This window comes from Bdellovibrio sp. ZFWA1 (genome assembly GCF_056175665.1).
On record NZ_JBJKJH010000002.1, the window covers coordinates 359,562 to 373,931 of the forward strand.

General features: G+C 44.5%; 13 protein-coding genes. 4 read left to right on the top strand and 9 right to left on the bottom strand.

Annotated features, from left to right (window positions below; all coding sequences use genetic code 11):
• Entirely contained in the window at window positions 1–1,620 is a 1,620-nt protein-coding gene (locus tag AC04MN_RS11205; protein WP_475383297.1) for a GAF domain-containing sensor histidine kinase, read from the top strand.
• Window positions 1,621–1,678: 58 nt separating this feature from the next.
• Here the strand turns inward: AC04MN_RS11205 and AC04MN_RS11210 are convergent, their stop codons facing one another.
• The 3 genes from AC04MN_RS11210 to AC04MN_RS11220 form a co-directional block, all read right to left on the bottom strand.
• The gene (locus tag AC04MN_RS11210) at window positions 1,679–2,017 is read right to left on the bottom strand and encodes an RNA recognition motif domain-containing protein (protein ID WP_475383298.1); all 339 of its coding nucleotides are present in this window, start codon (window positions 2,015–2,017) and stop codon (window positions 1,679–1,681) included.
• A 203-nt stretch (window positions 2,018–2,220) separates the two neighbouring features.
• Window positions 2,221–2,649, bottom strand: coding sequence for a hypothetical protein (locus AC04MN_RS11215; protein ID WP_475383299.1), 429 nt, complete (start codon window positions 2,647–2,649; stop codon window positions 2,221–2,223).
• A gap of 206 nt (window positions 2,650–2,855) precedes the next feature.
• On the bottom strand, window positions 2,856–4,886 hold the full coding sequence (locus AC04MN_RS11220) for an NADPH-dependent 2,4-dienoyl-CoA reductase (RefSeq protein ID WP_475383300.1): 2,031 nt from the start codon (window positions 4,884–4,886) through the stop codon (window positions 2,856–2,858).
• A gap of 205 nt (window positions 4,887–5,091) precedes the next feature.
• On the opposite strand from AC04MN_RS11220, the gene AC04MN_RS11225 reads away from it, so the two are divergent.
• The gene (locus tag AC04MN_RS11225; protein ID WP_475383301.1) at window positions 5,092–5,286 is read left to right on the top strand and encodes a hypothetical protein; all 195 of its coding nucleotides are present in this window, start codon (window positions 5,092–5,094) and stop codon (window positions 5,284–5,286) included.
• A gap of 28 nt (window positions 5,287–5,314) precedes the next feature.
• Here AC04MN_RS11225 and istB read toward each other — a convergent pair whose 3' ends face one another.
• Both istB and istA read right to left on the bottom strand, forming a co-directional pair.
• Window positions 5,315–6,088 (bottom strand): IS21-like element helper ATPase IstB, encoded by a 774-nt coding sequence (istB, locus tag AC04MN_RS11230; RefSeq protein ID WP_475382415.1) that lies wholly within the window; start codon window positions 6,086–6,088, stop codon window positions 5,315–5,317.
• A gap of 15 nt (window positions 6,089–6,103) precedes the next feature.
• On the bottom strand, window positions 6,104–7,564 hold the full coding sequence (gene istA / locus AC04MN_RS11235) for an IS21 family transposase (RefSeq protein ID WP_475382416.1): 1,461 nt from the start codon (window positions 7,562–7,564) through the stop codon (window positions 6,104–6,106).
• A gap of 164 nt (window positions 7,565–7,728) precedes the next feature.
• Between istA and AC04MN_RS11240 the strand changes: the two genes are divergently transcribed.
• Together AC04MN_RS11240 and AC04MN_RS11245 are read left to right on the top strand one after the other, a co-directional pair.
• Complete coding sequence (locus AC04MN_RS11240; RefSeq protein ID WP_475383302.1) at window positions 7,729–7,854, top strand: hypothetical protein; 126 nt, start codon at window positions 7,729–7,731, stop codon at window positions 7,852–7,854.
• A 284-nt stretch (window positions 7,855–8,138) separates the two neighbouring features.
• The gene (locus AC04MN_RS11245) at window positions 8,139–9,674 is read left to right on the top strand and encodes a transposase (protein ID WP_475383303.1); all 1,536 of its coding nucleotides are present in this window, start codon (window positions 8,139–8,141) and stop codon (window positions 9,672–9,674) included.
• A gap of 178 nt (window positions 9,675–9,852) precedes the next feature.
• Here AC04MN_RS11245 and AC04MN_RS11250 read toward each other — a convergent pair whose 3' ends face one another.
• The 4 genes from AC04MN_RS11250 to AC04MN_RS11265 are packed head-to-tail and all read right to left on the bottom strand — an operon-like array spanning window position 9,853 to window position 14,108.
• Window positions 9,853–10,071, bottom strand: coding sequence for a hypothetical protein (locus AC04MN_RS11250; RefSeq protein WP_475383304.1), 219 nt, complete (start codon window positions 10,069–10,071; stop codon window positions 9,853–9,855).
• Window positions 10,072–10,084: 13 nt separating this feature from the next.
• Window positions 10,085–10,996, bottom strand: a complete 912-nt coding sequence (locus AC04MN_RS11255) for a hypothetical protein (protein ID WP_475383305.1) — start codon at window positions 10,994–10,996, stop codon at window positions 10,085–10,087.
• Window positions 10,997–10,998: 2 nt separating this feature from the next.
• The gene (locus AC04MN_RS11260; RefSeq protein ID WP_475383306.1) at window positions 10,999–11,688 is read right to left on the bottom strand and encodes a hypothetical protein; all 690 of its coding nucleotides are present in this window, start codon (window positions 11,686–11,688) and stop codon (window positions 10,999–11,001) included.
• Complete coding sequence (locus AC04MN_RS11265) at window positions 11,685–14,108, bottom strand: VirB4 family type IV secretion system protein (RefSeq protein ID WP_475383307.1); 2,424 nt, start codon at window positions 14,106–14,108, stop codon at window positions 11,685–11,687. Before AC04MN_RS11265 ends, AC04MN_RS11260 begins: the two co-directional genes overlap by 4 nt.
• Window positions 14,109–14,370: the final 262 nt, after the last annotated feature.

Consider the following 14,370-nt stretch of genomic DNA (forward strand, 5'->3'; position numbering starts at 1 on the left):
ATGAAAAAAGCAGAGATGCATCCGTTGGAATCGAAGCGAATTGCCGCTTTAAAATCTTTGAAAATTCTAGATACATTACCTGAAGTGGAGTACGATCAAATTACTTTTTTGGCGTCACAGATTTGTAATACTCCTATAGCCTTAATTTCGTTAGTTGATGAAAAACGCCAATGGTTTAAATCCAAAGTGGGCTTGAATGCATCAGAAACCTCTCGAGATTTAGCATTTTGTGCTCATGCGATATTATTAAATGATGTGTTAGAGATAAAGGATTCGGAAAAGGACGAAAGATTTTATGATAATCCGTTAGCTACGGATGCTCCACATGTCAAATTTTACGCTGGTGCTCCTTTGCTTGCGCCATCAGGAGATCCTATTGGTACTGTTTGTGTCATTGATTCTGTTGCTCGAAGTTTAAGTGAAAATCAAAAGGAATCTTTAAGGGCTTTATCCTCTCAAGTAACACGATTGCTTGAATTGAGATTGCAGGTTCAGGAGGCGAAAGAGGCGAACGAAAAGTTAGCGTTTAGGCAAACGGCTATCGAGACAATTGCGGAAGGAATGGTCGTTCAGGATAGTGCTGGGGCTATTATTGATTTTAATAAATCAGCACTGGATATATTAGGTCTAAGTGCAGACGAGTTAACTGGAAAAACTTCTTTTGATCCTTCTTGGCGCGCAGTTGATGTAGATGGGAATGCATTGCAAGGTGAGGATCATCCAGCCATAAAATGTCTTAAGCATGGTGAAAGGCAGAATAACTTTGTAATGGGGGTTTATTCGGCCAGCTCGCAAATGAGATGGATTAACATCAATTCAGTGCCGCTGTTTTTGAATGACAGTAGTGCGGCCTCACATGCTGTAACTAGTTTTACTGATATCACTCTTTTTAAAACTCTGGAAGATACGCGGCGAACATTAGAAATGCGGCTAATGGAAGGTTCGAAACTGTCCGCGTTGGGTATTATGGCAGGAGGTTTGGCGCATGAGATAAACAACCCATTAACAATACTGCGTGCACGAATCGCCGTACTGAAAAAAAATATGAAGGAATCTGCAAGTCAATACTCTTCAGATTTTGAGGTTATTGATAAGACATTGATGAGGATCGAAAGAATTGTAAAGGGACTCAAAATGTATTCTCGAGAGTCCGTAGAAGACCCGTTTGAGAGAGTGTCGGTTCTTTCAATATTAGAAGATACATTTTCAGTGTGTATGGAAAAATTAAAATTGGAAAACATTAAGGTGGATTTGAAGGTAGCACCGGAATTAGAAATAAAGTGTCACCCCTCAGAAATTTCTCAGATCATATTAAATTTAATTATGAACTCAAGGGATGCAATTATTGAAATGATGCCCGAGGCCCATTGGATTTCAATTGATGCAAAACTTGTCGGGAATGCTTGGGTTGAAATTGGGATTACAGACGGTGGAAGTGGAATCGAAGAAAAAGTAGTAAAAAAAATAATGGATCCTTTTTTTACAACAAAGGAAGTTGGTAAAGGGACCGGTTTGGGGTTGAGTTTGTCATTGGGTTTGGCTCGGGAGCATGGTGGTGATCTCTATTACGATGCTCTGTCAAAAAATACCCGATTTGTACTTAAAATCCCGGCGGCATAGGCTGCGAAAATAAAAAAAAGGCAGATTTTCATCTGCCTTTTCTTATTTAGTGTTAATACTAGTAACGTGAACGTCCGCCGCCGCCGAAGCCGCCGCCGCGTCCGCCGCCACCGAAACCACCACGGCCACCGCCACGATTTTCACGAGGAGCCATTGGTTTAGCTTCGCTTACATTGATGTTACGACCAGCAACTTCAGCGCCGTTCAATTTGTTGATAGCTTCAGTAGCTTCGTCGTCTGTAGAGAATTCTACGAACGCGAAACCTTTGCTGCGACCAGTTTCGCGATCAGTTACGATGCGAGCTGATTCGATGTTTCCGTACTGAGCAAAAATATCAACTAGAGATTGATCGTCCATGCTGAAAGAAAGGTTGCCTACGTATAGTTTTTTTCCCATTTGTGCCTCCTGGAGTGCGTTTGGGGCCATTCACAGAAGAACATAAGGACATCTAATGTATTTCGGAAATGACTTTGAGGCCGCATAGAACCATGAAAATGCCCAAAAAGGAACCAATTTAAAGAAAAACCCCTCTTTTTTCCGGTAAAAGAGGGGTTTTTTCGGGGTTTTGAAGTTTTTGCGCCCCTGATTGGGGTTAAAAGCTATTCCGCTTTCAGGTTTTCGCAGTTGATGTCGGTGTCAGTTTTCCAGCCAAAAAGTCTTTTAACTTGGCCTTTGACCTTAACTGAGCTTAGACCATTTGTTGCGTCCAAAACAGCCGTTCCACGAGTCGAAAGGGAGCCACTTTCCTCTTGTTCTCCACAGGATAATGTAATGGTTAACTTTTCCTTATCCAGGGCAACCTTGGCATCTTTGCAGAATGCAGCGATATCGCCTGATGAGTAGTCGTTTAAAATGCCAAGAAAGGCAGATTGGCCTTTTGAATCCTGGACATAAATTCTTGCGCCATTTCTGGCTTGCTCAACTTCGACTTTACAACCCTCGGCATTCGAGTATTTCGCAGTCAAGGAATCTTGAGCCTGGGCACCGACAGCAGCAAATACAACCATTAAAGAAACTAAAGCTTTCATAGGGACTCCTTTTTTATTAAGGTGCATTTGTTGGCTGAGCTGTAAGCTACAGCGGTTCAACCACAGCACTTATTTCGGAGTCGTACTTATGCGAAGCCTGTGCCAGGGCGAATCGGCCCTAAAGCCGAGAATAATTCAAACTAGCCGTCAAGTTGTTGGGCACTCTTGCAAAATAGGGCGCAAGCGCTGTGGCGCAAATTTAAAGGCTACAGTCTGGCCGCAAGACGGGAGCCCTGGTCGATCGCCCTTTTGGCATCAAGTTCTGAGGCCACATCGGCACCGCCAATAAGATGAACTGAAAGACCTGCAGTTTGCAGTTCTGCCTGCAACTCTCTAAGTGGCTCCTGGCCCGCACACAGAATAATACTGTCTACGGCGAGAGTTTTTGTTTCGCCTCGAACGCTGATGTGTAATCCAGCATCATCAATCTTTAAATACTGAACGCCGGTAAGCATTTGGACTTTTTTATCCTTCAGCATACTTCGATGAATCCAGCCGGTTGTTTTCCCTAATCCATCTCCCATTTTTTTATCAGATCTTTGCATCAGATAAACTTGGCGCTCGGGTGGGTGGATTTGCCGAGTGGTGTTCGTGACACCTCCTCGAGCTTCTATTTCCAAGTCAATTCCCCAATACTTAGCAAAGGCTACGGGGTCCATAGATAATGAATGGTCTTTTTCTGTCAAAAATTCGGCGACATCAAAACCGATTCCACCAGCTCCGATAATTGCGACGGTTTTACCAGCCTGTTTACGGCCACTGAGTAAATCAACGTAGGAAATCACTTTTTCGTGTTGGATACCGTCGATAGCCGGAGTGCGTGGCTTGATTCCGGTTGCCAAGATGACTTCGTCATAGCCTTTGGATATCAGATCACTGGCCTCTACTTTTTTATGTAAATGAAGTGGAATCTGCAGCTTTTGAATCTTGGTATTGAAGTAGCGAAGTGTTTCATAAAATTCTTCTTTGCCGGGAATCTGTTTGGCTAAGTTAAACTGCCCACCGATCTCGCTTTGTTGATCGAAGATCTCGACATGGTGGCCACGCTCTTTAGCGACCGTAGCAAAAGCAAGTCCCGAAGGGCCAGCGCCTACGACGGCTATTTTTTTAGTTTTTGCTGTCGGTAAATAGTTCAGTTCAGTCTCGTTGCAGGCTCGGGGATTGACTAAGCACGAGGCTGTTTTTTGCTTAAAGATATGATCTAGGCAAGCTTGATTGCAGCCTATACATGTGTTGATCTCGTTTGCTTTGCCTTCGGCGGCTTTATTTACGAATTCGGGGTCCGCCAAAAAAGGGCGAGCCATTGAAACCATATCAGCATCCCCGTCGCTTAGGATTTTTTCAGCAACTTCGGGCATGTTGATTCTGTTCGTTGTGATAAGCGGGATCTTTACTTCTGATTTTAGTTTGCGAGTGATTTTGGTGAAAGCGCCCCGAGGAACCATGGTGGCAATTGTCGGAACCCGCGCTTCATGCCAGCCAATTCCCGTATTGATGATTGTGGCTCCCGCTTTTTCAATAGCCTTGGCCAATTGAACCACTTCTTGCCAAGTGCTGCCGCCCTCTACTAAGTCGAGCATCGATAAACGGAAGATGATTATGAAGTTGGTTCCAACGGCTTCGCGAGTTCGACGAACAATTTCGACAGCAAAGCGAATTCGATTTTCATAGCTGCCACCCCATTGATCTGTGCGTTTATTAGTTTTTGCGACAATAAACTCATTAATCAAATATCCTTCAGAGCCCATGATTTCCACGCCATCATATCCAGCTCTTTGAGCAAGGCGTGCACAGTTCACAAAATCTTTAATGGTGCGCTCGACCCCCCATTTGGTTAAGGCACGAGGCTTAAAAGGGCTGATCGGAGCTTTGATAGCTGACGGTGCTACTGCAAATGGATGATAGGCATAGCGACCAGCATGTAAAATTTGAAGAGCAATTTTTCCACCGGCTGCGTGTACGGCCTCGGTGATCAGTCGATGCTTGCGAACTTGCCAAGGAAAACTGAGTTGAGATGAAAAGGGGGCGACCCAGCCAGCAAGGTTCGGAGAAATTCCACCAGTTACAATCAGTCCGACTCCGCCTTTAGCACGTTCTGCAAAATAGGCAGCCATCTTTTGAAAACCATTTTTTGTTTCTTCAAGACCTGTGTGCATAGATCCCATGAGGACGCGGTTTTTCAATTGAGTAAAACCTAGATCAAGGGGAGTCAATAAGTGGGGGTATTGCTTTTTCATGCCGTTCTCCTAGAAGCTGATTCTTTAAGAATACTGCAGGAATTCTGGAAATAAACTTTAATATTCGTTTAGAAACGTGACGCATCAATTCATTGCATAGATTGAATGTCACTACCAGTATGATCGTGGACATGGAGGTAGTAAGCTTGCTAGCCTTGTTATCGATACTTTTAAAGTTATCTCAATGAACTCGAAGGGAGTAAGTATGTTTGAAGGCTTGGGCTTTTTTGGTGTTTTAATTATTGCTTTAGTCGTTTCAATTATTGGAGGCTTATTTGTAACGGTCAATCAAGGCACCGTCGCCGTGGTTACTATGTTCGGCAAATACCGTCGCGTTTTGCCCCCGGGGCTGAATGTGCTCGATTTCAATGAGTTGACCCCGGTGTTTTCAGGGAACTGACCCCCCCGGAGCGTAGCGACGCTGCTTTTTATTTCAGCAAATTTTCTTTTTCAATAGTTTTTCCCGCAGGAAGTTTTCTTTGCAATTTTTCCCGGAAGTTTGGGCCTTGCAAATGGATCTTCTGACTTGGGTTCAACAGGCGATCTACGATGGCTTCGGCAATTACTGGATCTTCAAAAAGTTTCAGCCAACCCTTAGGCTCAACCTGAGAGGTCACGATCACCGATCCCTTGCGATGACGGTCTTCTAAAATATCAACCAGAACAGTAGCTTCCTCGTGCGTATAGTTTCGAAGTCCAAAGTCATCAAAGACCAGAACCTTTGATTGAGTGAGCTTGCGAACATAGTTGAGATATTTGCCACTGGTTCTAGCTGCAAGAACTTCTTCAAACATAAAGTTCATAGGTAGAAACACCGCCGAGATATTTTCTTGGCACAGCTTGCGGCCAATTGCCATTGAAAGATGAGTTTTGCCTTGACCTGTTTTTCCTACGATCAAAAGATTTTCCAGTGCGTGGAAAAAGGAAAGTCCTGCCAACTCACGCAGCTTTGGTTTCGTTATGCCGCGATCTGCGGACATATCCCAGTCTTCTAAGTCAACCTGGCTGCGGAATTTTGCTCGCGCCAAGAGCGCTTGTGCGGATCTGTTCTTGCGATTGCAAACTTCGTCCTCGAGTATAAGGCGCAAAAATTCTAGATGCGATAATCCTTTGCCACTTGCCTCAAGGGCGCGTTGTTCAAAGGCTGCGTGTACACCGAATAGCCGCAGCTGATGTGCAACTTGCCTGACTTGTTCATTCATAAAATATTCCTTTCGTTAGTGTTGGTGATGTAAGTGAATTGTTTCGGCATCTCGTTTGGGAACTGTTGATAATCTTCGGTGGCCATTTTGTTGGTATTGTTCTGCGACGGACTTGATGTAGGCATATTGAGTTCTATTAAATTTCATTCCCATTTGGGCGGCATACTCCAGAGACTCTTTTGATACTTTCTTGCTTTGCTGAAGACGTAAAATTCCTTGAACTCTTCTAAGCAAGTGCAGAGGGCGATCGCCAGAGATAAGCTGTTCTACAAGTTTTGTAGTTTCCGGACCAACCTTAGCCGCCTCTGCCAATGCGTGCTTCACTTCAAATCTTGCGACCGCGAGCTTCTGTTCTGGGTAGTGACTTTCCACGGTTGAATAAAGATCATGTCCAGTCAGCTTCGCGTGTACTGCGATAGATTCAAGATTAGTGTTGAAAATCTCGATCATCTTATTTTTGAGGCGAACTTTCACGGAGTGACCAATGTATTCATGAGGAACGGAATAAAACCGTTTATTCACTTGCACATGGCAGTCAGCATGAACCTTTGCCTCCTTCCAATTTGAGACTTCAAAGGACTCCAAAGCACACGGAAGAAGGAGCGGCAATTCAGTTGCAAAGCGCTCTCTACGAGTGACGCCGTAGTCTTTCATTACTGTTGTATTCAAGTGATCACAGTATTTGCGAAACTCAGAATTAAGTTCTACCAAAGAGTAAAAAGTTTTATCTCTGAACTCTTGGAAAAACTGACGCTGAACAACGCCGTTTGCGGCTTCATTCTTAGCCTTGTCACGTGGGCTATAGGGCCTTGCTGGAATAACTGCGAACCCCCAGTGGTTTGAGAATTCAACGAAACCAGGGTTCACTTCTGGATCATAAATATGAGCCGTTTTGACTCCAGGTTTTAAATTATCAATTGTTACATACGGCGTGACGCCACCGAAGTAACGAAAACAATTTTCCATTGCGCGAATTAAATTGGGTTGTTTCTGGTCTTCGACGAACTCGCCAAATGTTAAGCTGCTAAAAGCCAGTACGCCGCAAAGAAGCTGTGTCTTAGTTTTCACGCCAGTCTTTCGATCTGTGATGTACAAGCCGTCGGTGAAATCGAAAAAAGTCTTCTCCGCAGGCTTGTGGTGAAGAACCATTGTGACTTTTTTGTTTTCTGGAAACTGCGAACGATAGTAACGCCAGAACTTCAAATAACTGACTTCGTTAGCATCAGTGTTTTCCCGATGAAGAATGTTGAATTGTACGCCTCGTCCCACTTGAAATCGGACGTTGTCCCAATTGATTTTCTGAGCCCACGCTGGAGACTCTGATGTCGCTAGTGACGACTCAGACTCTTCTAATATTTTTTTCACTGTGTTGCGTGCGATCTTCAATGTTCGCGCGATGGCCTTCTTGCCTTTGCCTTGCTTTTTTAGTTCTAGAACTTGATTGCGAATTTCCACACTGGTCCTCATTTTGGCCATGCCCACCCCCAGAGGAGGGCTGCCACAGGTAATATCCAATGTCGTTAACGCTCATGGTCTGATCCCTCAGATCAAATATAGAGGGGTCAATTCAGTGAAATTGAGGGGGTCAACTCCCTGAAATCAGGGGGGTCAGCTCGTTGAAAACGAGGGGGTCAACTCGCATGAAATCGGGCAGTCATGGCTCGGTATGGGCTGAAAAGTCGGCCATGATGAAAGATGAGGCTGCGGCAAAAGCTGTAGCCACCGAAGAACGAGTAGCAACTGTTTTTCCTGAAGTTGCTGCCTAATGAGTCCTATTTGCTAGCCGAGAATTTGTGAGGGATGTGACTAACCGAACCTGTTTTTAAAAGGACAGGCTCGGGCTAGTTTTCAAGGGGTTTCTGAAGCGCCGACAAAACCAGCTAGATCCGGATCCAAAAGCAAATACATCGCAGTCAAGGTGGTGCCACCTCTCAATCGCAGTGATTCGCTGACCAATTGATGAGCCTTTCAGAACAAGCCGTGTACAAGATGACGACCGCTGATCGGACGTGCTCCGTCCGGCCGGAACATTGCACAGTGTGCCGGGCCCATGCTAAATGTCGCCCCAAAAACGTACACCTACGAACGCCACCAACCCGAAGAAACAGATCTGTACAAGCTTGTACAGTCCAACTGGCTCTCGTTTCAGGATCAGGTTGAACAAGACCTGGGGTATCCACTGCCAGACTTCGTGATCAAAGAGTTCGAAGCGTACTTGCGCTGCGGGATCCTGGCTCATGGATTTTTGCGAGCCCAGTGCACCAGTTGTCACAATGAGATGCTGGTGGCCTTTAGCTGCAAAAAACGCGGATTCTGCCCCAGCTGCGGGGCCAGGCGGATGTCAGAGACCGCCGCCCATTTGGTGGACCATGTATTGCCACACAAAAACATCCGCCAATGGGTACTGACATTTCCAGTACAAATAAGACTGTGTTTAGCCGTGAGACCAAAAGTCATGGCAAGAGCTCTGGATATCGCCAATCTTGTGATCGGAAGTCATTACCGCAATAAAGCAGGGCTCACAGCCAAGAACTCCAAATCAGGAGCAGTCACCCTGATTCAGCGCTTTGGTGGCAGTCTTAACCTGAACATCCACTTCCACCAACTATTCGTCGATGGCTGCTACGAGCTAGGTACTGATGGTGAACCTATCGACTTCTGGGCGGCACCACTACCAACAGTAAAAGAGATCGAAGAAGTGCTTTCCAAAATCATCGTTAAGCTCACCAAATACCTAGAACGACAAAAAATCATTATCCGCGATGTCGATGACGGTGGCTTCCAAATACCGATCCCAGACGAAGATACACTCTCTAAACTGCAAGCCACATCAGTAACCTACAGATTTGCCACAGGCAAAAGCAAAGGCAAAAAAGCGATCGTGCTTAGGGCTGCGACAGACAATGATCACACCGCCACCAAGGGGCTTGTCGCCAAGAACTCAGGATTTTCACTGCACGCAGGCGTTGCCACCAAATCCCATGAGCGTGACCGGCTTGAGAGAGTTTGCAGATATATCGCTCGTCCCGCAGTCAGTGAGGAGCGGCTATCCACGGACGATCATGGCAATGTGATTTACAGATTCAAAAAACCTTGGGATGACGGAACCACGGCCATGAAGCTAACACCCATGGAGTTCATGGAAAGGCTTGTGGCACTGGTTCCACGGCCCAGGGTCCATTTGACCAGATACCATGGTGTCCTTGGTCCACATTACAAATACAGAAAACAAATCGTTCCCAAACCACCGGCACCACCAGTGCTCAGTCTGGATCAAGTCGACCAAGTCATCGGACCTCAACAGTTACAGATGAAGAGGAAAAATATTCCCTGGGCGAGGCTCTTATCGCGAGTCTTCAATATCGACGTTGAAACATGCATCAAATGCGGCGGCAAAATGAAAATGATTGCAGCCATCGAAGATCCCAAAGTGATTCGCAAAATCTTGGACCACCTGGGGTTACCAACGAAACCACCACCCCTGCATCCAGCCAGAGGCCCGCCAAAGCAGGGGAACTATTTCGGGGACGACTTTCAACAACACTTCGAAATGAGCTTCGACAATTTTAATCAATACGCCGACTAAAACGGCCACATGTTCCAGCTGTAGCGCTAGAGCATGCCGTGGCAAATCAGCCGCCATGGATCCTTCTATTCAAAATCTGAGAAAACAACTGCGGAAAATCGAAACCAGAACCCCAAATCCAAAATTTCGTGAAACTCATTGCCAATCAGACCCAACAATCACACAATTTTATCAAGATCTACGGGATAGCTAGACGATCGTATGGCCAAATTCGGTGTTTAAAATTCCTATCCTCAGCCGAAGAGTAGCAGGCTCGTTCGATAATAAGAGGATCTTTTGTTAAAGCACTTGTCAGCGTAACGGTTAAAAAGATCGCCAGTGTGCAAAGAGCTATTGTTAGAATTTTAAGATTTCGATTCTCTTTCTCTAGGGAGTTCCAAGCCGTGTCAAATTTCATAGATTATAAGCTCCTATCTTCTGGGAGGTGTTCGGGGTTTTCGTTGAGGCATTTTTTTTCTAAACTCATTGAGGGATCTTCCCGCATTGATTGCCTTGCTGCCCGCACTTTTAGCACCGCGATAAATTGCCATCGCCCGTGCAGGAAGCTTTGTTGCTATTCCTTGGGGGGTGAGTGCTGCCACATTCTGAAGGGCTCCACCGAAGGAACTAGCGACTTCAGAAATTCCAGCCCCTAGAAAGCTAGCCGTTAATTTAGGCGTCATTGCGACGGAGTAAGCGAGCATGAGATTTAGAATTATTGCCGTTAAAAAATTTATTTCTGCATCGGGCTTGTTAATGTCGGAAACTGCAAAGCTCCACAAAAGCGCTGAAAAGACACAATAAAGTATTTTCCAAATGCAGACTTCGACAAGTGATCTATAAAGTTTTGTGGTAGCTCCAGAGGTCGCGGGCAGTATATAAAGCGCGATAAGCACCGGAGACATTATATATAAAATCATCCAGACAAACATAAACATGGCATCTGCGAAGTAAACGACTAGATAAAGAATGAAAAAAGTTAAAAATGAAATCAACAAGATGACAGAGTCTTTTACAGAGACCCAAGACCAAGAAAGACTATCAAGCTTTTCTCCTAATCGTTCAAATACCAGTTTAAAGTTTGTCAACGATCCTAAGTCAGCAGTGAAAGCATCCGTGAGACTTGCTAGCGTGTTCATAATTTCCGGTGTAGCGACAAATAACACCGAGGCTATAAAAACACGTCCAATAAGAGTCACAAACTGAGGTGTTCCTCCAACGGGGAGTTTAAAGTATTCAAGCATCACAGCTAAGGTCAGCATCGTTAGAATCAAGATATAAAACAGTGAAGCAAAAACTTCGTGGAGAGTCCTTGCTTCATTGGCTAACCATGAAACGTCCATATTTAAAACCTCGGAAATTCAAATTTAGCCTCTTTTGTTTGCATCATTCTTTTTAAAAGACGAGCTTGCCCTAAGAAGGCTTCTGTTTCTTGCTTCTCTTTTTTATTTTGCAATGCCAGGCCCTGCGCTTGGATTTTAAGGCCTGTTGCCGTAGCTCGGAGATTTTGATTAAGAATATGAATCATAACCCCGAGGGACTGGGCCGTTAGCTTTTGCGCCCCACCGGGGGAGACCTCATGCGAATAGGTTTTTATGCGTTCACCGACTTGATCTAATTCTTTGGCGTAGTCATAAAGGCTGTTATTTAGTGAAATCCCTTCAGAAACGACCCGGTCTGTTTCTTCCTGGGGCTGTCTATCTGGAGAGTCAACGACCACGCCATAAGTTCCTTCAAGGTGCTTTAGGAGATCGTCAAATTTTTTGAGTTCTTTGTAAAGTCCGGGGTCTATGTATGGCCCCAGGCTTTCAACAAGTTTCATCGAGTCATTGATGCCTCGATTTATATCTCTCATTAAATAGAGGGTGTCTTGCCCCGTCTGTACGATTCGTTGAAGTTCGTAAAGCTGTTTAATGGCCTGGAGGAGAATCTGAGTTAAAACAGCGACGTCGCCGCCGAATAGATCAGCTCGTGATTTAAGGGGAGCGAAAACGAGACTGACACTTGTTATAAGAATAAGAGCAAATTTCTTCAAGCGGCCTCCTTTCTTGAATTTTGAGCGCCTGAAGGATGCGAAAGAGCAAGAGACTTCAAGATCTCAAAATCTGACAGTTCGGGTTTACTTTGTTTGGTTTTTTCAAGTAGCGCATAGTCTGCGGGGTCTGTTGTAAAGAGCCAATATTCAAGAGGTGTGGCTTCGACTTGAATCAGCTTTCTATTTTCCCCTGCCATCAGAAAGACTTCGGAATATTTTCCTTTAACGGAGGTCAACGAGCTAATGATTGAAAGTTCTCTTTCGTTGAGACGAAGTGAAGACTCTAAAAGCTCAAGTCTAGCCTCTTTTTGTTTGAGTAGCCATTTGATCGGTGCATTTGGTAAGATCGCAGAGGCCACGTTGCTATTTACGAAGTCGTCCATAGTTTGACTAATGGCTATCGCTGAAGCTTTATATTTTCTGAAAGTTCTAAAAACTTCACCAATAAATAAACTCGCCGATGGGTCTTGCAATAGCCGCCAGCATTCGTCAAAAACAGTGATCTTCATTTGAGTTTTATCTTTTTGAACCTCACGCCAAATTAGGTCTGTGATAATAAAAAGATAAACTGATTGCAGCTCTGGATGAGACTCCAGACCTTTTAGATCAAAACACACGACGTCTTTGCTAAAGTTGACCGTAGTGGGGCGATCAATGAGTTTTCCAAAAGGTGAGTCACCGCACCATAGCCCCATGATTTTACCCAAACGCTGAATTTCTTTATCTTCGTGATCTAATAGCTTTCTCATCAGATGAGAAAGTCTTGGTTCTTTCTCTTCAGATAAGACCGTCGAAATGGCCTTTTCGACTTCAGAAGTTTCTAGTTTGCCAAGTCCTCGCTGATCGTATTCCTTGGTCATCAGCTCCACCAATGTTACAAGGAACTTGAGCTTTTGAGTTTTTTCTTCACTTGCTCCAGAGCTAATGCCTTCAAACGAAAAAGGGTTAATCGCTAGATCAGACTTCAGACCAAGCTCAATATACTGTCCTCCGAGATTTTCACACACCCGCCGATAGCTGCCCCCAATATCTAAAATAAACACTTTCGGGGATTCTTTTAGCATTTGAGAAATCAGGAGGTTTGCGAAAAATGATTTTCCAGAGCCGGAGCCTCCACTCACTACCATATTGGCGCTAGTCAGTGACTCCGCAAACGGATCAAAAGGTAGAAGCCCGCCGTCGGATCTGCGAAGTAATACGCTCGGCTTATCGTGACCTTTCCAATGTCCATAAATAGGAATAAAGTCGGCAAGAACACTTGTATTAACTTTAAGAGCACGTTCTTTCGCTCGGGCGTTGGGAAGCGAGACCTCTGAAAATACATCAAAGGCGGCCACGGTTTCTAACATTCCCTCAGCACCGTTGAGTTGGCGTAAGAGGGCGAGAGTTGCCGCTGTTTGGTCTTCTAGTTCTTCGGGGTTCTCGCTTTTTAAAACAATAGTTAGTGCGAAGCGGAAAATCTTTTCAGTTCCGTTGATGGCCTCTTCTAAGATTCCCTCAATATCTTGGAGTTTTGCCTGTGCTTCAAGATCGGAAACGCCTTTTTTGCCAACGACAGAAGCGTAAGCCATGCGCCTTTGAAGCTGTAGGGTTTCAATTTCTTTATTTTGATCTTCTACCTGTACTGATAAAAACAATTTTGATTTGAAGGGAAGATCTTGAAGTTCTTCGGCGAGGCTTGCATGCGTGATTTCCGGTAAGAGCTTAAGGGATATAACCTTATGGTGACTTTTGCCCATCAGGAAGTGATCGAGCCCGATAACAACGTCAGTGAGAACAACTTGGTCACGAATGTCCTGAGTTGACATTTGAGGTGCTGATATTTTCTGTTGAGGGTTCCATTGCTCGTAAAGCAATCTAAAAACTTCTTGTTCTGGCAGGCGATCAGCTTGGACATTCAGTTGATGTAGTGCCGCAGATACGTTTTCTAATATCCTCGCAAAATGGTGGACTTCATTTTGTAAGAGCCTGTCTGAGAGTTCGGCTTTCTTTTTAGAAAAAATAGAAAGCCAGCCAGTTTTTTGAGGTGAGTTCTCAAAGGGTTTACGGACAAAAATATATAGATTTTGTTGCGGCAGCCATCCCGACTTATCAAGTTCTGAATAAATACTGACTCGCTCTTGAGTAATGCTCTTGATCGCTTCTGGAACATTGTCTTTAGTGAGATTTAAGTGCTTTTGAATGACTTCAGAATTTCCAGGGGTAATTTCTTGCATAAACTGCAAAGAAAGTCCCTGTGGAAGCCCATTGAGGAATTGTCTGATCTCTTCTTTAATATGATTTCTTTTCTCGGCAGTATCGCAAGAAATGTCTCTTATAGATATTTTAAAGGCTGCGCCAAGACTGAAATCTTTAAAAACGGTTATCCCGTCTTCAAATCCCCAGACTTGAAGGCGGTTTGCAAGACTTGCATCTATCATGTGGATTTCCTGATTTTTAAAAGTTCGTTTGTTTGTGTTGCGGAAGGGAAAGCTTGAATGATCCCCGGGGTTAGGTGGTATCTAAGCCAGTGAACAAGAAAACCGTCGGCTTGCCCTCTTTTCGTAATTCGCAAGCCTGCGGCCAGCGCAAAAGTTGGGATAAATGTATAAAAGAGTTTGTATGCTGAATCGTTAAAGACAAAGTTGAGAAGACAGAGAATAAAACTTAGAACGAACAGATCCATGATTTCAAAACCGAAGA